General features: G+C 61.3%; 23 protein-coding genes. 14 read left to right on the top strand and 9 right to left on the bottom strand.

Features of this window, described 5'->3' with window-relative positions:
• The first annotated feature begins 108 nt into the window (after positions 1 to 108).
• The 4 genes from AB4O22_RS04225 (at position 109) to AB4O22_RS04210 (ending at position 4431) form a co-directional block, all read left to right on the top strand.
• On the top strand, positions 109 to 1011 hold the full coding sequence (locus tag AB4O22_RS04225; protein WP_223472358.1) for an urea transporter: 903 nt from the start codon (positions 109 to 111) through the stop codon (positions 1009 to 1011).
• Positions 1012 to 1031: 20 nt separating this feature from the next.
• Entirely contained in the window at positions 1032 to 1856 is an 825-nt protein-coding gene (locus tag AB4O22_RS04220; protein WP_223472359.1) for an ion transporter, read from the top strand.
• A 95-nt stretch (positions 1857 to 1951) separates the two neighbouring features.
• Entirely contained in the window at positions 1952 to 2950 is a 999-nt protein-coding gene (locus tag AB4O22_RS04215; RefSeq protein ID WP_223472360.1) for a sulfate ABC transporter substrate-binding protein, read from the top strand.
• A 278-nt stretch (positions 2951 to 3228) separates the two neighbouring features.
• A complete protein-coding gene (locus tag AB4O22_RS04210; protein WP_223472361.1) occupies positions 3229 to 4431 on the top strand; it encodes an MFS transporter in 1203 nt (400 codons plus the stop codon).
• Between the two features lie 60 nt (positions 4432 to 4491).
• Here the strand turns inward: AB4O22_RS04210 and AB4O22_RS04205 are convergent, their stop codons facing one another.
• The 4 genes from AB4O22_RS04205 to AB4O22_RS04190 form a co-directional block, all read right to left on the bottom strand.
• The gene (locus tag AB4O22_RS04205) at positions 4492 to 4683 is read right to left on the bottom strand and encodes a PLDc N-terminal domain-containing protein (protein WP_003204476.1); all 192 of its coding nucleotides are present in this window, start codon (positions 4681 to 4683) and stop codon (positions 4492 to 4494) included.
• A 71-nt stretch (positions 4684 to 4754) separates the two neighbouring features.
• Positions 4755 to 5285 carry a hypothetical protein gene (locus AB4O22_RS04200; RefSeq protein WP_003204477.1) on the bottom strand — a complete coding sequence of 177 codons (531 nt, stop codon included), beginning with the start codon at positions 5283 to 5285 and terminating at the stop codon, positions 4755 to 4757.
• 180 nt (positions 5286 to 5465) lie between these two features.
• A complete protein-coding gene (locus tag AB4O22_RS04195; RefSeq protein ID WP_003204479.1) occupies positions 5466 to 5984 on the bottom strand; it encodes an ankyrin repeat domain-containing protein in 519 nt (172 codons plus the stop codon).
• A gap of 94 nt (positions 5985 to 6078) precedes the next feature.
• Positions 6079 to 7917, bottom strand: coding sequence for a long-chain-acyl-CoA synthetase (locus AB4O22_RS04190; protein WP_460095930.1), 1839 nt, complete (start codon positions 7915 to 7917; stop codon positions 6079 to 6081).
• 356 nt (positions 7918 to 8273) lie between these two features.
• On the opposite strand from AB4O22_RS04190, the gene AB4O22_RS04185 reads away from it, so the two are divergent.
• Positions 8274 to 8552, top strand: coding sequence for a DUF3509 domain-containing protein (locus AB4O22_RS04185; protein WP_003204481.1), 279 nt, complete (start codon positions 8274 to 8276; stop codon positions 8550 to 8552).
• A 210-nt stretch (positions 8553 to 8762) separates the two neighbouring features.
• Here the strand turns inward: AB4O22_RS04185 and AB4O22_RS04180 are convergent, their stop codons facing one another.
• Genes AB4O22_RS04180 through aroC form a run of 3 tightly spaced genes read right to left on the bottom strand, consistent with a single transcriptional unit; the run spans position 8763 to position 11602 of the window.
• Positions 8763 to 9296, bottom strand: coding sequence for an acireductone dioxygenase (locus AB4O22_RS04180; protein ID WP_460095929.1), 534 nt, complete (start codon positions 9294 to 9296; stop codon positions 8763 to 8765).
• A 34-nt stretch (positions 9297 to 9330) separates the two neighbouring features.
• Positions 9331 to 10476, bottom strand: a complete 1146-nt coding sequence (locus AB4O22_RS04175; protein WP_223472363.1) for an MFS transporter — start codon at positions 10474 to 10476, stop codon at positions 9331 to 9333.
• Between the two features lie 34 nt (positions 10477 to 10510).
• On the bottom strand, positions 10511 to 11602 hold the full coding sequence (aroC, locus tag AB4O22_RS04170) for a chorismate synthase (protein WP_003204486.1): 1092 nt from the start codon (positions 11600 to 11602) through the stop codon (positions 10511 to 10513).
• Positions 11603 to 11744: 142 nt separating this feature from the next.
• Here aroC and AB4O22_RS04165 point away from each other — a divergent pair, with 142 nt between their 5' ends.
• Entirely contained in the window at positions 11745 to 12710 is a 966-nt protein-coding gene (locus tag AB4O22_RS04165) for an alpha/beta hydrolase (RefSeq protein ID WP_003204487.1), read from the top strand.
• A 107-nt stretch (positions 12711 to 12817) separates the two neighbouring features.
• Entirely contained in the window at positions 12818 to 13606 is a 789-nt protein-coding gene (locus tag AB4O22_RS04160; protein WP_003204489.1) for an N-acetyltransferase, read from the top strand.
• A gap of 140 nt (positions 13607 to 13746) precedes the next feature.
• Here the strand turns inward: AB4O22_RS04160 and prmB are convergent, their stop codons facing one another.
• Entirely contained in the window at positions 13747 to 14655 is a 909-nt protein-coding gene (gene prmB, locus AB4O22_RS04155) for a 50S ribosomal protein L3 N(5)-glutamine methyltransferase (protein ID WP_003204491.1), read from the bottom strand.
• A gap of 254 nt (positions 14656 to 14909) precedes the next feature.
• On the opposite strand from prmB, the gene AB4O22_RS04150 reads away from it, so the two are divergent.
• From AB4O22_RS04150 to AB4O22_RS04130, 5 genes are all read left to right on the top strand, one after another.
• Positions 14910 to 15500 (top strand): cysteine hydrolase family protein, encoded by a 591-nt coding sequence (locus AB4O22_RS04150; protein ID WP_003204493.1) that lies wholly within the window; start codon positions 14910 to 14912, stop codon positions 15498 to 15500.
• Between the two features lie 130 nt (positions 15501 to 15630).
• The gene (locus AB4O22_RS04145) at positions 15631 to 15951 is read left to right on the top strand and encodes a hypothetical protein (protein WP_003204495.1); all 321 of its coding nucleotides are present in this window, start codon (positions 15631 to 15633) and stop codon (positions 15949 to 15951) included.
• A 74-nt stretch (positions 15952 to 16025) separates the two neighbouring features.
• Entirely contained in the window at positions 16026 to 16583 is a 558-nt protein-coding gene (locus AB4O22_RS04140) for a Smr/MutS family protein (protein ID WP_003204497.1), read from the top strand.
• A 77-nt stretch (positions 16584 to 16660) separates the two neighbouring features.
• Complete coding sequence (gene folE / locus AB4O22_RS04135) at positions 16661 to 17206, top strand: GTP cyclohydrolase I FolE (protein ID WP_003204506.1); 546 nt, start codon at positions 16661 to 16663, stop codon at positions 17204 to 17206.
• Between the two features lie 104 nt (positions 17207 to 17310).
• Positions 17311 to 17682: a glutathione S-transferase N-terminal domain-containing protein gene (locus AB4O22_RS04130; protein ID WP_003204508.1), complete on the top strand. Its 372-nt coding sequence runs from the start codon at positions 17311 to 17313 to the stop codon at positions 17680 to 17682.
• 153 nt (positions 17683 to 17835) lie between these two features.
• On the opposite strand, the gene AB4O22_RS04125 is transcribed toward AB4O22_RS04130, so the two are convergent.
• Positions 17836 to 19002, bottom strand: coding sequence for an aminotransferase-like domain-containing protein (locus AB4O22_RS04125; RefSeq protein WP_223472364.1), 1167 nt, complete (start codon positions 19000 to 19002; stop codon positions 17836 to 17838).
• Positions 19003 to 19084: 82 nt separating this feature from the next.
• Between AB4O22_RS04125 and AB4O22_RS04120 the strand changes: the two genes are divergently transcribed.
• A complete protein-coding gene (locus tag AB4O22_RS04120; protein ID WP_057452451.1) occupies positions 19085 to 19531 on the top strand; it encodes a MarR family winged helix-turn-helix transcriptional regulator in 447 nt (148 codons plus the stop codon).
• A gap of 375 nt (positions 19532 to 19906) precedes the next feature.
• Positions 19907 to 21256, top strand: a complete 1350-nt coding sequence (locus AB4O22_RS04115; protein WP_003204513.1) for an NCS2 family permease — start codon at positions 19907 to 19909, stop codon at positions 21254 to 21256.
• The last annotated feature ends 38 nt before the right edge of the window (positions 21257 to 21294 follow it).

Genomic DNA, 21294 nt, shown 5'->3' with positions numbered 1-21294 from the left:
CTTCGCGAGCAGGCTCGCTCCCACACTGGATTTGCGGCGACCACAAAACCCTTGTGGGAGCGAGCCTGCTCGCGATGAGGGCAACTCGGTCCATCAGACATATCAACCATGCCCAACACCCACTGCCCCGACTGGGCCACCGCCCTGCTCAACGGCTTCAGCCAGATCTTCCTCCAGCGCCATCCGTTGTGCGGCCTGCTGTGCCTGCTGGCGATTCTGCTCACCGCGCCCGCCCTGTTCGGCGGCGCGTTGCTGGGTGGGGTGGCCGGGTTGCTCACGGCCCAGCGACGCGGTTACGCCAAGGCCGACCGGCAAGCCGGGCTGTTCAGCTACAACGGCATTCTGCTGGGCTTGCTGCTGAGCCTCGCGTTGTCCTGGTCCGTCCTGTTGCCGCCGTTGATCATCGCAGCAGGCGGTCTCAGCGCGATACTGACCCAGCAATGGCTCAAGCGCACCCGTGGCCCTCGATGCCTGCCCGCCTACACCGCGCCTTTTGTAGGGTTGGCTTGGCTGCTGATGAGTTTCACCCTGCCGCCACCCCCAACCACCTCGATTGAAATGACGATACCCAATCTGCTGGCCGCGCATTTGAGCGGGCTGGGCCAGGTCATGTTTCTCGGCCATCCGGCGGCGGGTGCGCTGATCGCGGCGGGCCTGCTGCTGGCCGACCGTCGCGCTGCCGCTTGGGCATTGTTCGGTTCCGCCGCCGGCCTGGCCTTCGCCTTGTCGCAACATGAAAACGCAACCGCTCTTTGCGGACTGGGCGGCTACAACCCGGTGTTGGTGGCGCTGGCCCTCAGCCAACAGCGCCGCCAACCCTGGCTGCCGCTGACGGGCATTCTCCTGGCGGTCATGCTTACCCCAGGTTTTATCGCCCTCGGCCTGCCTCCCCTGACGGCACCGTTCATCCTCACCTGCTGGTTGATCCAGGCCACCGGCCGGGCGTGGTGCCAGGCCAGCCTCGACAGCGCGCCTTGCGCTCTGCAGGGCAATCGCCCTAGGCTTCGCTGATTCCGGTTCAGGCGAAGATTATGCAAAGCAGCAACAATTGGCGTGAACGCCTCTACGTGATCATTTTCCAGGCCGACACCGTGGCCGGCCGGCGCTTCGATAGCACCTTGCTGTTGATCATCCTCGCCAGCCTGGTGATCGTGATGCTCGACAGCATCGACAGCGTGCACAAAAATTACGCGGCCTTGCTGGCCGGTATCGAGTGGAGCTTCACCTTCGTCTTCATCGTCGAGTACGGCCTGCGCCTGTACTGCTCGCCCAAGCCGCTGCGCTATGCCTTCAGTTTCTATGGCCTGGTGGACCTGCTGGCGATCGTGCCGGGGATCCTGGCGCTATACTACAGCGATGCCCAATACCTGTTGATCATTCGGATCATCCGGATGCTGCGGATTTTCCGGGTGCTCAAGCTCAGTCCCTACCTCAAGCAAGCCAACTACCTGATGGCGGCGCTGCGGGGAAGCAAGCAGAAAATCATCGTGTTCCTGCTCAGCGTCTCGACCCTGGTGACCGTCTTCGGCACGCTGATGTACGTCATCGAAGGTCCCGAGCATGGCTTTACCAGCATTCCCAAGGGCATCTATTGGGCTATCGTGACACTGACCACCGTGGGCTTCGGCGACATCGTGCCCAAGACGCCACTGGGCCAAGTGGTGTCATCCCTGGTGATGATCACCGGTTATTCGATCATCGCCGTGCCGACGGGCATTTTCACCGCTGAACTGGCCACCGCCATGCGCGGCGACCAGCTCCAGCACGATTGCCCGGTGTGCAGCAAAAATAACCACGAACACGGTGCTGCTTTCTGCTCCCGTTGTGGCAATGCGCTGTTTAAGAAATTGGAATAAGCAAAGCACTTTTTGATGCTTGAAGGTCTATAGGCTTACAGCTAGTGTGCTGGCTAATTGCCCGGAACCCCCGTTCGAATAAAAAGGAATTCGCTGTGAAGAACTTCTTTGGCGCCTCACTTCTCGCCGTAGGCCTGACCTTCGGCAGCCTCGCCCACGCCGCCCCGACCCTGCTCAACGTTTCCTACGACGTGATGCGCGATTTCTACAAGGACTACAACATCGCCTTCCAGAAGCACTGGCAAGCCGAGCACAACGAAAACATCACCGTGCAGATGTCGTTCGGCGGCTCCAGCAAGCAGGCGCGCTCGGTGATCGACGGCCTGCCGGCGGATGTCATCACCATGAACATGGCCACCGACATCAACGCCTTGGCGGACAATGGCAAACTGGTGCCCGAGAACTGGGTCACCCGCCTGCCGGACAACAGCGCGCCGTTCACCTCGGCCACGGTGTTCATCGTACGCAAAGGCAACCCGAAAGCCTTGAAAGACTGGCCCGACCTGCTCAAGGACGGTGTGCAGGTGATCGTGCCCAACCCGAAAACCTCCGGCAACGGTCGCTACACCTACCTCTCGGCTTGGGGTTATGTGCTGAAGAATGGCGGTGACGAAACCAAGGCCAAGGACTTCGTCGGCAAGCTGTTCAAGCAAGCGCCGGTACTGGACACCGGCGGTCGCGCCGCGACGACCACCTTCATGACCAACCAGATCGGCGACGTGCTGGTGACCTTTGAAAACGAAGCGGAAATGATCGCCCGCGAATTCGGTCGCGACCAGTTCGAAGTGATCTACCCGAGCGTTTCCGCCGAGGCCGAGCCGCCGGTCAGCGTGGTCGACAAGGTTGTCGAGAAAAAAGGCTCCCGCGAAGCCGCCGAGGCCTACCTCAAGTACCTGTGGTCGCCCGAAGGCCAGGAAATCGCCGCCGCCAACTACCTGCGCCCACGGGATCCGGCGGTACTGGCCAAATACACCGACCGCTTCCCGAAAGTGGACTTCCTGTCGGTGGAAAAAACCTTCGGCGACTGGCGCACGGTGCAGAAGACTCACTTCAATGACGGTGGGGTTTTCGACCAGATCTACAGCGGGCAATAACCTCCTATCCACATCGATCGTTCCCACGCTCCGCGTGGGAATGCATCCAATGACGCTCTGCGTCACAAAAGGACGCAGAGCGTCCCGGGCGGCATTCCCACGCGGAGCGTGGGAACGATCAGTATGTGCAGCCGCTATCGCGAGCAAGCTCGCTCCCACATGAATCTGATTGTCACCATCAATTGCGGGCATGACTGATATCAGCCACAAAGCCCTATTCCAGCCCACCGCAAGTCTTTAGCCTCACGCCATCCTTTCAATTGATCGACGAGATTGCCATGAGTGCTCATTTACCCACCTCGCCCGGCAGCCCCCTGACCCGCGGCATGGTCCTGCTCTTCGCCTTCTGCTGCGGCGCCATCGTCGCCAACATCTACTATGCCCAACCGATCATCGAACTGATCGCACCCGACGTCGGCCTGAGCAGCACCATGGCCAGCCTGATCGTCTCGCTGACCCAGATCGGTTATGCCCTTGGCCTGTTTTTCCTGGTGCCGCTGGGGGACTTGCTGGAAAACCGTCGGCTGATGATCATCACCACCGTGGTGGCGATCGCCAGTTTGTTAGGGGCAGCGTTCACCGATCAACCGAATGTATTCCTGCTGGTTTCTCTGCTGGTGGGGTTCAGCTCGGTGTCGGTGCAAGTCCTGATTCCGCTGGCCGCGCACCTGGCGCCGGAGGAAACCCGGGGACGGGTCGTGGGTGGGATCATGGGCGGTCTGCTGCTGGGGATCCTGCTGGCGCGGCCGGTCTCCAGCGTCGTGGCCGATCACTTCGGCTGGCGGGCCATGTTCATCATCGCCGCCGTGTTGATGGCCGCCATCAGCATCGTCCTCGCGCTGACCGTGCCCAAGCGCCAGCCCGACCATAGCGCTACCTACGGTCAACTGCTGGGCTCGCTCGGTACCCTGCTGCGCCAGCAACCGCTGCTGCGGCAACGGGCGTTCTACCAGGCTTGCATGTTCGCCACGTTCAGTCTGTTCTGGACCGCCGTGCCGCTGGAGCTGTCACGTAACCATGGCCTGTCCCAGACTGAAATCGCGCTGTTCGCCCTGGTCGGTGCCATTGGTGCCATCGCCGCGCCCATCGCCGGTCGCCTGGCGGATGCCGGCCATACCCGCAACGCCTCGTTGCTGGCGATGTTGTTCGCCAGCCTGAGTTTCCTGCCGGCATTCATCCATCCGCTCTACAGCGTGATCGGCCTGGCGGTGACCGGCGTGGTCCTGGATTTCTGTGTGCAAATGAACATGGTCCTGGGCCAGCGCACCATCTATGCCCTCGATGCCAAGAGTCGCAGCCGACTGAATGCGCTGTACATGACCAGTATCTTCGTCGGTGGCGCCTTCGGCTCATCGATTGCCAGTGCGGTGTACGAACACGGCGGTTGGTTGTGGGTGGTGATCGTCGGCAGTGCCTTCCCACTGTTGGCCTTGCTGCGCTTCTTGAGCACCTCGCGCAAGCCGTCCCTGGCTACGGCCTGAATACCCCACGCATAAAAAAGCCCGGTCGCCTTCAGCGCCCGGGCTTTTTGGTTGAGCGTGTCAGATCCGCACGTTGCCACGCGGCCCGGCAATCGCCCAGATGATCAGGCCCAGTACCGGCAACAGCAGGATCAGCAGCACCCAGAGGATTTTCATCCCGGTTTCCGCGCCACTCTTGAGTACATTGATGATCGCCCAGATATCGAGCGCCAGGATGATCAGGCCGACCAGGCCGTTGAAGGTGGAACCCATGGTGTCGCTCCCAAATGGTGATGTGCACACTTAGGATAGCGGGCCCCAGGCAAGGGTTCCGTTTTATTGCTTCAGACGTGAACCGCGACCTTGAGGGCTTCCAGGGAGGGCGCGGCGGCAATGCCGACCTCGGCACACAGCTCCAGCACCCGCGGCACATCGTTGCCGTACACCAGCACCATCTGCAATTCATCGTCGAGCAACTGGCTGAAGTTCATCAGCACGTAGCCACCGTTTTCCTTGTTCAGGCTGCTCATCTGGATCTGTATGCGGTTGAGCGCGGTCAGGGCTTCGGTTTTCGCCAGTTGCTTGGGCTTGAGGTTGAACGCCACGCCGGGGCCGAACGAGGCGACGATCTGTTCGAACAGGTCCACGTAGGTGTCGGCCTGGAACAGCACGGTGTCCGGCAGGCTGCCCACCACTACCCACTCACCCAACGGGATCGGGAACGTGTCGTCGTAGTTGATATCGGGGTTGGCCGCCAGGAAAACCGCCGTATCGGCGTAGGCCTGGGCCGCTTCGTCAGCGATTTTCGCGATGTCCGCCTCGCCGAGGCAGCCGGAGCTGATTTTACCGATGAGTTCGATGAGGGCGGCTTTCATGGCGGTGAATCCTGTGGCGAAGGGTGTTTTGAGGGCGGGCAGGATAACGCATTCGCTTGCGGATAGGATTGGAGAAGGACCTGTGGCGTTGTGGGAGCAAGGCTTGCCCGCGATGAAAACAACGCGGTCTCTCTGGAACCGAGTGCCTGTATCGCGAGCAAGCTTTGCTCCCACAGTCTTTCAGGCCAACAACTTTTCCAACTGCGCCGTGGTGTCCACCGCGCCCATGGTCTTGGCGGCATCAAGGGCCGAGACGCCGTTGGCATCCTTGGCTTTCGGGTCGGCACCTTTGCCAATCAGGTAGTCGACGATTTCCACGCGGTTGAACATCGCTGCCATCATCAGCGCGGTACGACCATCGAAGGAGGCGCCTTCCACTTGCGCGCCGCCCTCGACCAACGCCGAAACCACTGCCAGGTCGCCCTTGAACGCCGCGCCGGCAATCGGGCTCTGGCCGTTGTCGTTGCGGATTTCCGGATCGGCCTTGTGCTCCAGCAACACTTTCACCGTTTCCACATGCCCGTGGTAAGCGGCCAGCATCAACAAGGTGTCGCCCTTGTGGTTACGCAGGTTGGGCGGCAGGCCCTTGCTCAGCAACGCAGCCATCATGGCCGCATCACCCTGGCGTGCGACGTTGAACACCTGCTCGGCAAACTCCGCAGCCTCTTCCGGGGTCATCTGGCGGCTTGTATCGGACATGGGAAACTCCACTCGGCTCTTCGCAAAGCGGCTAGTTTCCCGAGGGACCCGGGCGCTGTCATCCCTTTTTTCACTGTGCCCGTCATAGCCAGAATCAATAACGCAATTGTCCGCCCTGAATCCGAACTGCCAGCTGCCGATCCACCCGCACGTAAGTATCGGTGCCCGGCAACCAGGCGTAGACCGGCTCATCCCCGGTGACGCATGGGTCGAATGCTTCGGCCTTGAGGCGGGTCTTCTGGTACTTGAAGGTGCCGGTGGTGTCCATTTTCACCTTGATGCGCAGGAACAGCGGCACGGCATAGGCAGGCAGCTTGCATTGCAAAAACTGCAACAACTCGCTGAAGTCCAGGGTCGCCAGGGATTCGGACGGGGTGATTGCCGCCATGCCCGCACGGCCATTGGTGCCATTGATCTCCACGCCATAAGCCACTGCCTCGGCCACCTGCGGATGTTGCAGCAGCACATTTTCGACTTCCGTGGTGGAGACGTTTTCGCCTTTCCAGCGATAGGTGTCGCCGAGGCGATCAACAAACTGCCCATGCCCGAAACCAATGTTGCGCAACAGGTCTCCGGTATTGAAGTAACGATCGCCCGGCGTAAAGACATCCCGGCAGATGGTTTTTTCGGTCAAGGCCTGATCGGTGTAGCCATCCAGTGGCGCCTTCTCATCGATCCGCGCCAGCAACAGACCCGGTTGGCCCCTGGGCACTTTTTGCATGCGACCTTGCAGGTTGCGCAACGGCAGGCCGCTGGCATGATCGTACTGCACCAGCTCCCAGCCCATCAGGGAAAACCCGATGGTGTTGTCGAAATTCAGGATGTTGGTGAAACCGATATTGCCGTCGCTGGCGGCATACAGCTCACAGATGTGGTCGATGCCAAACCGGCCCTTGAAGGTCGACCAGGCCCCGGGGCGCAAGCCGTTGCCGATCATTTTCTTCACACCGTGGTGGCGATCATCGGCAGCGACAGGCTGGTCGATCAGGTAGCGGCACAACTCACCGACATACCCCAGCGTGGTCGCCCGGTAACGGCGTACGTCGCTCCAGAACTGGCTGGCGCTGAACTTGCGCCGGATCGCGAACCCCGATGCCCCACAGATCGCCGCGCCCCAGCACACGCACAGGCCGGTGGCGTGGTACAGCGGCAAGGTGCAATACACGACATCGTCGGGCTGCATGTCCAAGGCGATCAGGCCGAAGCTGGTGGACGTGCGCATCCAGCGACCATGGCGAAACACCCCGGCCTTGGGCAACCCGGTGGTGCCCGAGGTGTAGAGATAAAAACACGGATCGTTGCAGAAAACCTGCCGGCTGCACGCCGGGTTATCGCTCGGGTAATCCTCGCTGCCAGCCATCAGGTCGATGAAACCGGATGGGGCATCGGACGGGATATCGGCACTGTCCTGATCCGCCAGCCACCAGGTCCTGCTGCTCGACAGTGTGGTTCGTTCTCGTATGTCGTTGAAGGCCGCGACCCGTTCATCCCCCACCACCACCGCGACCGGGCTGACCAGGGCCAGGCTGTGCACCAGCGCGTCGCCGGTTTGCGAGGTGTTGAGCATGGCACTGACCGCGCCGACCTTGGCCATTGCCAACACGCTGATCAATAGCTGTGGCCGGTTCTCGATGAATATAGCCACGCAATCGCCCTTGCCGATGCCCTGGGCCAGCAGGTAATGGGCGATGCGATTGGCCTGCGCGTTGACCTGTGCATAACTCAACACCGTCTCGCCGCACAGCAGTGCCGGGCCCTGGGGATTGCGTTGCGTGGCCTGTTCGAAACACCAGCCCAGGCCGCAAGGCTGGGTCGGGTCCTGGACGTTGGCCAGCTTCATGCCTTTGACGATTCGGGGGACGGCTTTGGCAATGGCTGGCAGCTTGCGCAGCATCATGCCCCAGGTAATCGCGTCGCTGGGTGTACGACTCATGGTGATCTTCCCCGTTCGACCTCGTGGGTCTCGGTTCTTGTTATCGGGCAGCAGGTGATTTTGGCTCGAAAGTACGCTGGCAATTGCGGCGCTGTACACGCGGTTTTTGCAATGTTTTGTATCCGCTGCCCGAGACAGGCGAAGCGCGAGCACCGGGAAACGATTTGGTTCCAAAAATCATTGCCCGACCACGCAAAATGCAGGATGCACGATGGCTATTCATGCAAGATGCACGAAATCAAAAATACAGAAAAAATATAACTATCTGTTTTTAAAGGATTTTATATAAAACCGAATGCTGGCACAGACAGTGCAACTCCCCCTCCACGGTTTGCCACACCATGGAGCAGTCAACTATGAACATGATTCAAGAAAAGTTTGCGTCCCTGTTTTCCAACTACGAAGTGACCACCCAGCCCCGCCCGGATGGCGGCATTCTGCTGACCTTGCGTAATAGCGACGGCAAGCTGTTCAAACGCACGATTTCCTATGCTCAACTGCATGCGGGGGATCAGTTGTCCTGGGCGATCAGCGCGATTCGTCGTGACCTGGCTGAACAGGCTAGCGAGTTGCCACAGATCACCTTGTTGCAGAGCCAGCATCGGTTTGCTTTGCCGACTTACCATAGCGCTTGAGCCTGCTGGAAAAACGCGGAGCTGCTTGCTCTTGCTTGAAAAAACGGCGCTTCCTTCAGAAAGGGGAAGCGCCGTTTTTTTGGGGCTTCTTTTGTGGAGGGGGTCCGGCTCCCGGCTCTTCCAAAAGTGACCCGCCGTAGGGCGGAACCCTAAGTAGCCGTTACCGCAGCAACGGATACACACACAAGCTCAGGGCACCACCAACGCAGGTCAGTCTTCCAGACGAGGAAACCGCCTAGCAATATCATCCCCCGTAACCTCAGCAACCACCCCCTGCAAATCACCAGACAAACGAATCGTAACGAAATGCGGCCGCTCCCCCCTGTCAAACCAATGCGGCATACCAGCAGGCACCGTTATCAAGTCATTCCTTTCACACAGCACCGCGTAGACATAATCGCCAACGTGCAGGTTAAACAAGCCACGACCAGCAACGAAAAACCGCACTTCATCCTGACTATGGCAATACTCATCGAGCTCCCCAGCCTGTTCCGGCTGATCGCTGCTGACACTGACAACATCGACCGCAACATAACCCCGCTCAGTCATCAACCCATCGATCTGAGCCTGGTAAGCCGCAATGATGTCCTCCTCACTGGCACCCGGCTGGATTTTCACCGCCGCCTCCCAACGGGCAAAGTGAATACCTTGTTCAGCCAGGGTCGCGGCAATGTCCTCGACGTGGGTCAACACTTTGTTCGGAATGTCTGGGCTCGAAACGTGATAGACCGACAGGCTGCTCATGACAAAGGCTCCAGCAAATTAATGGTTCGAAGGCTCATGGCCGGTCCTCTTGCATACGTGTGGCAATGATAACGGCTGCCGCGAAAGCCGCGAGGCTGGCGAGGCTGAATGTCCAACTGGCACCCAAGGCGTTCCAGCTATAGCCGGAGTACAACGCGCCCAAGGCCCCGCCCGTACCGGCCAGCGCCGCATACAGCGCCTGCCCCTGGCCTTGCTGGCGAGGACCGAAGCTGCGTTGCACGAAATGGATGGCGGCGGCGTGAAAACTGCCGAAGGTCGCCGCGTGCAGCACCTGGGCGAGCAACAATACCCAGAGAAACTCGGCCAGCGAGCCCAACAACAACCAGCGCAACGCCGCCAGCAGGAAACTCGCCAGCAGTACCCGGCGCACGGAAAACCGCGCCAGGATCCGGCTCATCAGCAGGAACACCAAAACTTCCGCCACCACTCCGAGGGCCCAGAGCAGGCCGATCAGCCCGCGACTGTAGCCCAAGTGTTCGAGGTGCAAGGTCAGGAAGGTGTAATACGGCCCGTGACTCACCTGCATCAGGCCCACACACGTGTAGAACGCCGGCACGCCAGGGTTGCGCAGTTGCCGCAGGAACCCTTCCCCTGCGACGCGCGGCCCCTGCAGTGGCTGGGCGTTGGGCACCCAGAAGCTGGCGAGAACGATGCCGGCCATGATCAACACCAGCGCCACCGGGTAGATGTCCAGGCTCAGCCATTCGAACAAACGGCCGAGCGCCACCACGGTGATGATGAAGCCGATGGAGCCCCACAGGCGGATCTGGCTGTAGCGCGAGGCCTGCCCGCCGAGATGGGCCAGGGTGATGACTTCGAACTGCGGCAACACCGCGTGCCAGAAGAACGCATGCAGCGCCATGACCATCGCCAGCCAGGCGTAGCTTTTATCGATGAAGATCAGCGAGAAGGCCAGCAGCGTGCAGATCGCGCCAAACCGCACGATCGCCAGGCGCCGGCCGGTGTAGTCCCCCAGCCAGCCCCAGATGTTCGGCGCCACGCAGCGCATCAACATGGGAATCGCCACCAGCTCGCCGATGCGCGCCGCGTTGAACCCCAGGTGATCGAAATACAGCGCCAGGAACGGCGCCGTCGAACCGAGCAGCGCGAAATAGAACAGATAGAAACTGGAGAGCCGCCAGTACGGCAGTGCCGCCATGGTCGTCAGGCCACGGCGGTCGGCAGGCCAACCATCAAAGCTGCCCCAGCACCGGAGTGCTGACGCGAACGTCGGCGTTCTGGCCGCGATGACGCAGAAGGTGATCCATCAGCACGATCGCCATCATCGCCTCGGCGATGGGCGTGGCGCGGATGCCGACGCACGGATCGTGACGGCCCTTGGTGATGACGTCCACCGGGTTGCCATGGATGTCGATGGAGCGGCCCGGCGTGGTGATGCTGGACGTTGGCTTCAAGGCCAGGTGCGCCACGATCGGCTGGCCCGAGGAAATGCCGCCGAGGATGCCGCCGGCATTGTTGCTCAGGAAACCTTGCGGGGTCAGTTCGTCACGGTGCTCGGTGCCGCGCTGGGCAACGCAGGCGAAACCGGCGCCGATCTCCACGCCTTTCACCGCATTGATGCTCATCAGCGCGTGGGCCAGCTCGGCGTCGAGGCGGTCGAAGATCGGCTCGCCAAGGCCAGGCATCACCCCTTCGGCGACCACGGTGATCTTCGCGCCGACCGAATCCTGGTCCCGACGCAGTTGATCCATGTAGGCCTCAAGTTCTGGCACCTTGTCCGGGTCGGGGCAGAAGAACGCGTTCTGTTCCACCGAGTCCCAGGTCTTGAACGGGATTTCGATGGGGCCCAACTGGCTCATGTAGCCACGAATGACGATGCCCTGGCTGGCCAGGTACTTCTTGGCGATCGCCCCGGCCGCCACGCGCATGGCGGTTTCCCGCGCCGAGCTGCGACCGCCGCCACGGTAATCGCGCTCACCGTATTTGTGGTGGTAGGTGTAGTCGGCGTGGGCTGGGCGGAACAGATCCTTGATGGCCGAGTAGTCCTTGGACTTCTGGTCGGTGTTGCGGATCAACAGGCCGATGGCGCAGCCGGTGGTGCGCCCTTCGAACACGCCAGACAGGATTTCGACTTCATCGGCTTCCTGGCGCTGGGTGGTGTGGCGGCTGGTGCCGGGCTTGCGCCGGTCCAGGTCACGCTGCAGGTCGTCCAGGGAAATCTCCAGGCCCGGCGGGCAGCCGTCGACAATGGCGACCAACGCCGGGCCATGGCTTTCGCCCGCGGTGGTGACAGTGAACAGCTTGCCGTAGGTATTGCCGGACATGCAGGGTGCTCCGTGAAATCGCTGAGAGACTCAACCTTGGATTCGTAATGCGCGCCAGTATACGCAGGCTCCCCGCGTAGTTCATCCTCGAACCTTATCGGCGGCCACCAGTCCAACCGGCACCTTCGCAACTAATGGCGTGATGATGTTAAAGCTGCTTGCCTTAAGCCTTACCTTGTTCACCGGCCTGTTTTGCGGCCTGGCCCAGGCCACGGTGCTGCAACGCCCAATCAGCCTCGATACGGGCAATGGTGAGCTTTTCGGCTCGTTGTTGCTGCCCAAGTCCGACACGCCGGTGCCGGTTGTCCTGATCATTTCCGGGTCAGGTCCTACAGATCGCGACGGCAACAACCCCGACGGTGGGCGCAACGACAGCCTCAAGCGCCTGGCCTGGGTCTTGGCCAAACACAACATTGCCAGCGTGCGCTATGACAAACGCGGTGTAGCGGCCAGCCTCGCGGCGACACCGGACGAACGCAACCTGAGCGTCGAGGCCTATGTGGCCGATGCCGTGGCCTGGAGCCACAAGCTCGCCGCCGATCCGCGACTGGGCCCGTTGATCCTGCTGGGCCACAGCGAAGGCGCATTGATCGCCAGCCTCGCCGCGCCCCAGGCCAACGCGGCGGCGGTGATTTCGCTGTCTGGCAGCGCCCGACCGATCGACCAGGTGCTGCGCCAACAACTGAGCAACCGCCTGCCACCGCCGCTGATGTTGCGCAGCAACGAGCTGCTCGACAGCCTCAAGGCCGGTCGCCTCGATGACAACGTACCGGCACAGCTGCAGGTCATTTTCCGCCCCAGCGTGCAGCCCTACCTGATCTCGCTGTTCCGCCAGGACCCGGCCCAGGCCTTCGCGGCGTTGAAAATGCCGGCCTTGATCATCCAGGGCAGCAGCGATATCCAGGTCAGCGTCGATGACGCCAGGCAGTTGAAAGCCGCCAAGCCCGATGCCGAACTGGCGTTGATCGAGGGCATGAACCACGTGATGCGCATCGTGCCCAACGACGTGAAACGGCAACTGGCCTCCTACAAGGATCCCAACCTGCCCCTGGCGGCCGAGCTTGGTTCGCGAATTCTGCGTTTTATTGACTCGTTAGCCGCGCGTTAGGCGGTTTTAGTCGATTTAGCTTCAGGACTGGCAAAAACGGCCGATAGCCCGGTGTCGGGCAGCGCTATGGCTGCCGACCCGCCGGCCTGGACAGGATTTTTGCCGTTATGACTGAAACTGAAACTTCTCCCAACACCGCTGCCGAAGCTCCCGCCTCGCCTGCGGTAGAGCTGCCGTGGGCCGACGTGCATACCGAGCATCACAAAATGCTCCGGCTGGCGCCGCTCAAGACCGACCGCGCCACCGGTGTGCGGCCGCTGCGGTTTGTCGAGTTCAGCTATGTCGAGCGCCACAGCAAGGAACGCAGCCTGCTGCGCATGAGCATCCAGTTGCCGAACCAGCGCGTGCGCAAGGAACAGAATCACCTGGACGTCTGGGCCGACCACGTCGAAAAACGCCTGTTTTTTTCCCCGGACAACCTGCAAGTCGAGCCGTCCAACCGTGGCATCGGCCGTTTCCTGGCGGCCCAGGGCATCACCTGGGCCAAGAAACGCTGGTCGGCCTACCGGGTAGACGGCACCGACCTGGATAACAAGGACGCCCTGAACGAAGACACTCGCCTGCGCCGCGACCGCTTTCTCAAGGCCCAGGGCTTCGAGGTGGTCTATGCCGATGCCCAGCACCTCAAGGGCAGCGTCAAGCCAACCCACGTTGGCGATCTGCTCGGGGACTGGAACACCGAGAAGCTGCAATTCGTGGAAATCCTTGAAGCGGCGCAGATGCTGCAACAGGCCGAGCAGAACCTGGCGGAACAGGAAGTCAAACTCAAGCAGCAGGAAGAAAAGGTCACCAAGTTCAAGCGCGAAGACGCCGGCCTGCGCTTCACCATCACCTGCCTGGTGGCCTTCGCCATGTTCCAGGCGGGGTTGCTGATCTGGATTGCGACGCGGCATTAAGCCCGACAGCGCCTGAACAACCCTGTGGGAGCGAGCTTGCTCGCGATAGCGGTGAATCAGCCAACTTCAATGCTGCTGATCCGACGCCATCGCGAGCAAGCTCGCTCCCACAGTGGGTGCACCCAGATGGATAAGGGGGATCAAACCCGCGAAGCAAACAACCCCTGGTGTTGGCGGCACTGTTCGGCACTGAGCATGAACACACCATGGCCGCCGCGTTCGAAGTCGAGCCAGGCGAAATCGACTTCCGGGTACAACGCCTCGACGTGCACCTGGCTGTTGCCCACCTCGACAATCAACAACCCCTTCTCGGTCAGATGATCGGCCGCCTCGGCCAGCATCCGGCGCACCAGGTTCAAGCCGTCATCGCCACAAGCCAGGCCCAGCTCCGGCTCGTGCTGGTATTCCTGCGGCATGTCGGCGAAATCTTCTGCATCGACGTAGGGCGGGTTCGACACGATCAAGTCGAAACGTTGCCCCGGCAGACCGTCGAAACCATCGCCCTGGACCGTGAACACGCGCTCATCGACGCCATGGCGCTCGATGTTCTGGTTGGCCACTTCCAGCGCTTCGAACGACAGGTCGGCCAGCACCACCTCGGCCTCCGGGAACTCATAGGCACAGGCAATGCCAATGCAGCCGGAACCGGTGCACAGATCAAGAATTCGTGCCGGCTCCTGGCCCAGCCACGGCTCGAAATGCTTTTCGATCAGTTCGCCGATGGGTGAGCGCGGAATGAGCACGCGCTCGTCGACGATGAACGACATCCCGCAGAACCAGGCCTCACCCAACAAATAGGCGGTTGGCACACGCTCGGTGATACGCCGGCGCAGCAGGCGCTGCACATGGACCAGTTCTTCGTCTTCAAGACGGCAGTCCAGATAGCTGTCGGCAATTTCCCATGGCAGGTGCAATGCGCCCAACACCAGTTGCCGGGCTTCGTCCCACGCATTGTCGGTGCCATGACCGAAAAACAGATCCTCCCCATGGAAACGGCTGACGGCCCAACGGATATGGTCGCGCAGGGTACGGAGACGGGAAGTGATCACGGCGGCAAACTCCAGAAAAATCGACGGGCGAGTCTACCAGCCAAACGCGGCCCCACCCAAACACGCCCCGATGACGAACGAAAAACCCCGGACCAATCGTAGGAATTATCCGTTTTTTGATCCGCCTATTGAACAAGATGAGCATCTTGACAAGGCTGTAGGCCAGCAACGGCGGCCCTTGCGATGGAAGCGATTCACAGAACCGCTCAGCCAGAGGACAATGTCGCAAAAGCCCCACTCGAAGGAGCCCCAGAATGTCCGTTCCAAAAACGATGTTTCAACTCAGCGGCCGTGGTTATGCAGCGGCCAACCTGAGTCAAGCGACCCTGATCATCATCGATGCCCAGAAAGAATACCTCGCCGGCCCCCTGGCCCTGAGCGGCATGGATGCAGCCGTCGCGAACATCAAGCAATTGCTCGGTGCGGCCCGTGCAGCCGGTCGGCCGATCGTGCATGTGCGCCACCTGGGCACCCATGGCGGGCTGTTCGACCCGCAAGGCGAGCGCGGGGAGTTCATTCCCGGCCTCGAACCCCAAGCCGACGAAACCGTGATCGAAAAGCTGCTGCCCAGCGCCTTCCACGGCACCGAGTTGAAAAAGCGCCTGGAAGACTTCGGCCCCCTGGACCTCATCGTGTGCGGGTTCATGAGCCACTCCAGCGTCAGCACCACCGTGCGCGCCGCCAAGAACCTGGGCTTTCGCTGTACCCTGGTGGAAGACGCCTGCGCCACCCGCGACCTGCCATACAAGGGCGGCGTCCTCAGCGCCGAACACGTTCAGCAGACCGAAATGGCGATCATGGCGGACAACTTCGCCACCCTGGCGTTGACTCGTGACTTCATCTGATTCGCCTTGATGAGCGGCCACTCCCGCCGCTCATCCGCAAAAGCCTCTCATTTGCCGCAATTGCCATACTGTCAGGAACAACCCGAACATCTTCCGGTCGAAGGGCCGATACCCATTGAGGAAGGTCGGAATGAAGTTATCCGATGGTTTTGACGCACGTCGCTTGCGGCCCAAGGGCCCGAGCAACTGGCGGTTTCGTTTTGGCGCGGCAATCGCTGCGCTACTGGCAACATTCGGTGTGCTGCTGGCCATGGCCGGTGCCGCCAGCCTGCTGGGCCGCCCGCCCGCACTGGGTGAGTTGAACGCCACCCCACTGGGTTCGGCGATCATCCTGGCAGTCGGTCTTTTCGTGTTGTTGCTGGGCGTCTGGCTCTGGCGCCGCTGCCGCCGTCGCGCCCGCCAATCCCTGGAGCTGGCCATGGCTCCGCACCTGATGAAAAAGCACGACTGACCCGCCATCCGACGTTTTGTCGCGCCTGATCCCGCCAGAGTTGGGTAAACTGGCCGGCCTTCGCGGAGGCTGACATGCAAGACGACGACTTTTCCCTGTTCAAAAGTGCGATCCAGGGCGTAAAACCGATCAAGCACGACCGCGCCGAAACCGGCAAGCCCAAGGCCGATCGCGCGCAAATCGCCAAGCTGCGCCAGGCCGCCACCGTGCGCACCGACGCTACGACCGTGGATGGCCTGTCCGATCAGTTCGTGATCGACGTCGGACCGGAAGACGAGTTGATGTGGGCACGCGACGGTGTCCAGGAAAGCCAGATGCGCAAGCTGAAGGTCGGCCAGATCCCTTTCGAGGGCAGCCTCGACCTGCACGGCATGAGCGTTGAAAAAGCCCGGGAAACCCTTTGGGCATTCCTGGCCGAAGCCACCAAGTTCGAAATCCGCTGCGTGCGCGTCACCCATGGCAAAGCCGTGCGCCTGGACGGCAAGCGGCCGATGATCAAGAGCCACGTCAACACCTGGCTGCGCCAGCACCCACAAGTGTTGGGCTTCACCTCCTGCCAGGCAAAACACGGCGGCGCCGGGGCGGTCTACGTGATGCTCAAGCGCACCATGATGGAAGGCCGCGACGAATAGCCCTCGCTTGCCGAGCTTGCAGCGCCGTGTCCGCCACCGTACCCTTGCCCTTTGCGTAAAATCCCACAGGTAGTTTCATGTCTCTGGAACAGAATTACACCGCGATTCTCGGCCAACTGGGCGAGGACGTTTCCCGCGAGGGCCTGCTCGACACGCCCAAGCGTGCTGCCAAGGCCATGCAGTACCTCTGCCGCGGTTATGAACAGACCCTGGAAGAAGTCACCAACGGTGCCTTGTTCAGCTCCGACAACAGCGAGATGGTGCTGGTCAAGGACATCGAGTTGTACTCGTTGTGCGAACATCACCTGCTGCCTTTCATCGGCAAGGCTCACGTGGCCTACATCCCGAGCGGCAAGGTGCTGGGGCTGTCGAAAGTCGCGCGCATCGTCGACATGTATGCGCGTCGCCTGCAGATCCAGGAAAACCTCAGCCGCCAGATCGCCGATGCGGTCCAGCAAGTGACTGGCGCCCTGGGCGTGGCGGTGGTGATCGAGGCCAAGCACATGTGCATGATGATGCGCGGTGTGGAAAAGCAGAATTCCTCGATGATCACCTCGGTGATGCTCGGCGAGTTCCGGGAAAACGCCGCCACTCGCAGCGAATTCCTCAGCCTCATCAAGTAATCCGTCGCACGAAGAAAACCGGCATTGATCGCCGGTTTTTTTTCGCCTGTGAAAAATCAGGTAAGCTGCGCGCCCTCTTCTTCCCTGCCGCGAGGCTTAATACCGTGATCGTCAAAGCGCTTCGGGTTGGCTTGGGCCAGCTCATCATCTTCATCGACTTCATCACCCGCCCGGGCAAGAAACAGCGCCCGACCGAGGCCCAGGCGCAGGTCGAGCAGGCCGCTCGCAGCCTGACGCTGTATCAGTTCCACGCCTGCCCGTTCTGCGTGAAAACCCGCCGCACCCTGCGCCGCCTCAACGTACCCGTGGCCCTGCGCGATGCGAAAAACAACGAGCAGGATCGCCAGGCCCTGTTGGAGCAAGGCGGCCGGATCAAGGTGCCGTGCCTGCGGATTGAAGAAAATGGCGAGACCACCTGGATGTATGAGTCCAAGGTGATCATTGATTATCTGGATAAGCGGTTCTCGGCAGCCTGATAGTTTTCTAGTGCGACGACTGGCCTCATCGCGAGCAAGCTCGGCTCCCACAGGGGACAGTGGTGGATACAAATCCAGCATTCACCAAGGCCCACTGTGGGAGCGAGCTTGCTCGCGATGGGGCCCGGACAGCCACCGCAAAGCCCCCTGATATCAGGCTGCCTTTGCAGCCAACGCCTCCCGCACCACCCCCGCCAACCGCTTGAGCCCTTCATCCAACCGCGCCGGATCGATGTGGCTGAAGTTCAAGCGCAAGTGCCCCGGATGCTGGTCCGGTTCAGGGAAGAACGGTTCCCCCGGCATGAACGCAACGTCGGCCGCCAGCGCGGCGGGGAGCAAGGTGCGGGTGTCCAGCGGTTGCCTGAGAGTCAGCCAGAAAAACAACCCACCCTGGGGCACGCTCCAGTCCGCGATGTCGGCAAAATGCTTGTGCAGCGCCGCCTGAAAGCGGTCGCGACGATCCCGATAGAAATCCCTCAACTCACTCAAATGGCTGCGGTACTGCTCGGTGCCGATCCATTGCAGCGCCTGCCATTGGCCGATGCGATTGGTGTGCAGGTCCGCCGACTGCTTGAGCCGCAGCAGGTGCGGGAACAGATCCGGGCTGGCGATCAGGTAGCCCACCCGTAGCCCCGGCAACAGGGTTTTCGACACGGTGCCGGTGTAGATCCAGCTGGCCTTCTTCAAGCGACTGACAATTGGCGTGGCACTGCCGCCATCGAACGTCAGCTCGCGGTAGGGTTCGTCCTCGATCAGGGTCACGTCGAACTCGTCCAACAGCGCCGCCACCGCATCGCGCTTGGCTTCGCTGTAGCGCACTGCCGAGGGGTTCTGGAACGTCGGGATCAGGTAGATGAACGCTGGCCGATGCTGCTCCAGCCGGGCCCGCAACTGTTTCAGGTCTGGGCCGTCGGCCTCCAGGGGCACGGTGATGCAGTCGGCGCCGAACAGCTGGAAAATCTGCAACGCCGCCAGATACGTCGGCGCTTCGAGCATCACTTGCGTACCGACGTCGATGTGCAGCTTGGCCGCCAGGTCGAGGGTTTGCTGGGAACCGCAGACAACCAGCACCTGACTCGCCTCACAAGCCACACCCAGCGTCCGCGCCTGGGCCGCCAGGGCTTCGCGCAGGGCGGGTTCGCCTTCGCTCATGCCGTACTGGCCCATGGACAACGGCATGGCCGCCCATTCCACTTTCGGCAACATGGCTTCGGCCGGCAGGCCGCCGGCGAACGACATCACTTCAGGGCGCTGCGCTGCCGCGAGGATTTCTCGAATCAAAGAACTTTTGAGGCGCGAGACACGTTCGGAAAAAGCCATGGAGGTCACCTGTAGCGGGGCACGGGAATAATGAGTCAAACTGGTTGACCGAAATTACGCCGACCTCTGTGGATACGTCAATATGCTTGACCTTAAAAACCCGACTTCCCAACAAATGGCCATGGAAGCGTTTTTCTTCGGTTACCAGGCGTTCACCGCCAAGGCCGATGAAATGCTCGAGCGCCGCGGGTTGAGCCGGGTGCACCAGCGCATCGTTTTTTTCATCGCCCGCTACCCGTCATTGAGCGTGAAGGAATTGCTGGCGGTGCTCGGGGTGAGCAAGCAGGCGCTGAACATGCCGTTGCGGCAGCTGATGGAAATGCACCTGGTGAACAGCGTCGCGTCCGAGACCGACAAGCGCAAGCGGCTGCTGGAACTGACGGCCGAGGGCGAGCGGTTCGAGCAGGCGTTGCGGCGTGAGCAGGTGAAATTGCTGGAGCGGGTGTTTGCCGAGGCCGGGGAAGCGGCGGTGGATGGGTGGTTGGCGGTGAATCTGGGGCTGGGAAAGGGTCAGGTGGCTGTCGACTGAGTTTCCTCTGCAAGCTGTGTATTGCCCGGTCTATCGCCATCGCGGGCAAGCCTTGCTCCCACAGAGGGTCCCAGCGGACACCTGCTGGAAGCAAAACTGTTCCCACAGAGGGTCAGTGGACGCCCGCCGTGGGAGCAAAGCTTGCTCGCGATAGCGTCCGCCAGGGCGATATATCCCTATCGCCCGACATTTCGTCGACAACACAGAAAACATTATTTGCTTTATTTGTATACAAAAGCATAATTCGCTTCGTGCGAGTTCCTGACCAACAGGTCAACATACTTCGCCAGCCTTACCTGCCTCAGCGCATCGCAGCCACCCCCAGGGCGTGTGCGGTGCTGGAAATAACAATAAGACTCTTGAGGAGTACTCGCTGTGGAAAGCCGCAAACCCGAAGCCCGGACGCTGGACCTCTCGCCGCCACTACGCAGTGGCTGGCTGGAGCGCATCTTCAAACTCAGCTTGCATGGCACCACGGTGAAGACCGAGCTGATCGCCGGCCTGACGACCTTCATCACCATGGCCTACATCATCTTCGTCAACCCCAACATCATGGCCGACGCCGGCATCGATCACGGTGCCGCGTTCGTCGCCACCTGCATCGCCGCGGCCCTGGGCTGCCTGTTGATGGGACTGTACGCCAACTGGCCGGTGGGCCTGGCGCCAGGTATGGGCTTGAACGCATTCTTCACCTACACCGTGGTCGGCACCATGGGCTACAACTGGGAAACTGCGTTGGGCGCGGTATTCGTTTCCGGTGTGTTGTTCATGGTCCTGACCCTGTCACGGGTGCGGGAGTGGCTGCTCAACAGCATTCCGGTGAGCCTGCGGTTCGCCATGGGCGCGGGGGTCGGGTTGTTCCTCGGGCTGATCGGCCTGAAAACCGCCGGGATCATCGTCGACAGCCCCGCCACCCTGATCAAGCTCGGCTCGTTGCGTGAGCCCGGTCCATTGTTGGCCGCAGTGTGCTTCCTGATGATCGCCGTGCTCAGTTATCACCGCGTGTTCGGCGCAATCCTGATCAGCATCATCGCCGTGACCCTGGCCGGTTGGGGCCTGGGATTGGTGCAGTACAACGGCGTCATGTCGACACCGCCGAGCCTGGCCCCCACCTGGATGGCGATGGACGTGGCCGGTGTGTTCAACGTCAGCATGATCAGCGTGGTGCTGGCCTTCCTGTTCGTGCACATGTTCGACACCGCCGGCACCCTGATGGGCGTTGCCCAGCGCGCCGGCCTGGTGAAAGCCGATGGCAAGATCGAGAACCTGTCCCGCGCCTTGAAAGCCGACAGCGCCTCCAGCGTATTTGGCGCCATGGTCGGCGTGCCGCCGGTGACCAGCTACGTGGAAAGCGCCGCTGGTGTGGCCGCCGGTGGCCGCACGGGGCTTACCGCGGTGACCGTCGGTGTGCTATTTATTGCCGCCATGTTCTTCGCACCGCTGGCCGGGATGATCCCGGCCTACGCCACGGCCGGGGCCTTGATCTACGTTGCCATGCTGATGATGGGCGGCATGGCCCACATCGAATGGGACGAGGCGACTGACAGCATCCCGGCCATTGTCACGGCCATCATGATGCCCCTGACGTTCTCGGTCGCCGACGGTATCGCACTGGGTTTCATCACCTATGTGGTGCTCAAGGCAGGCACCGGTAAGCACAAGGAAATCTCCGTCAGCCTGTGGGTGCTCTGCGCGATCTTCATCGCCAAGTTCATCTTCTTGTAAGCGGCACCGTATTCACCCGCCTCACCCAATGGGTGAGG

The sequence above is a fragment of the Pseudomonas sp. S3_B11 genome (assembly GCF_054667715.1).
The sequence above is the reverse complement of the archived record's forward strand: the minus strand, read 5'-3'. Positions and strand labels throughout refer to the sequence as shown.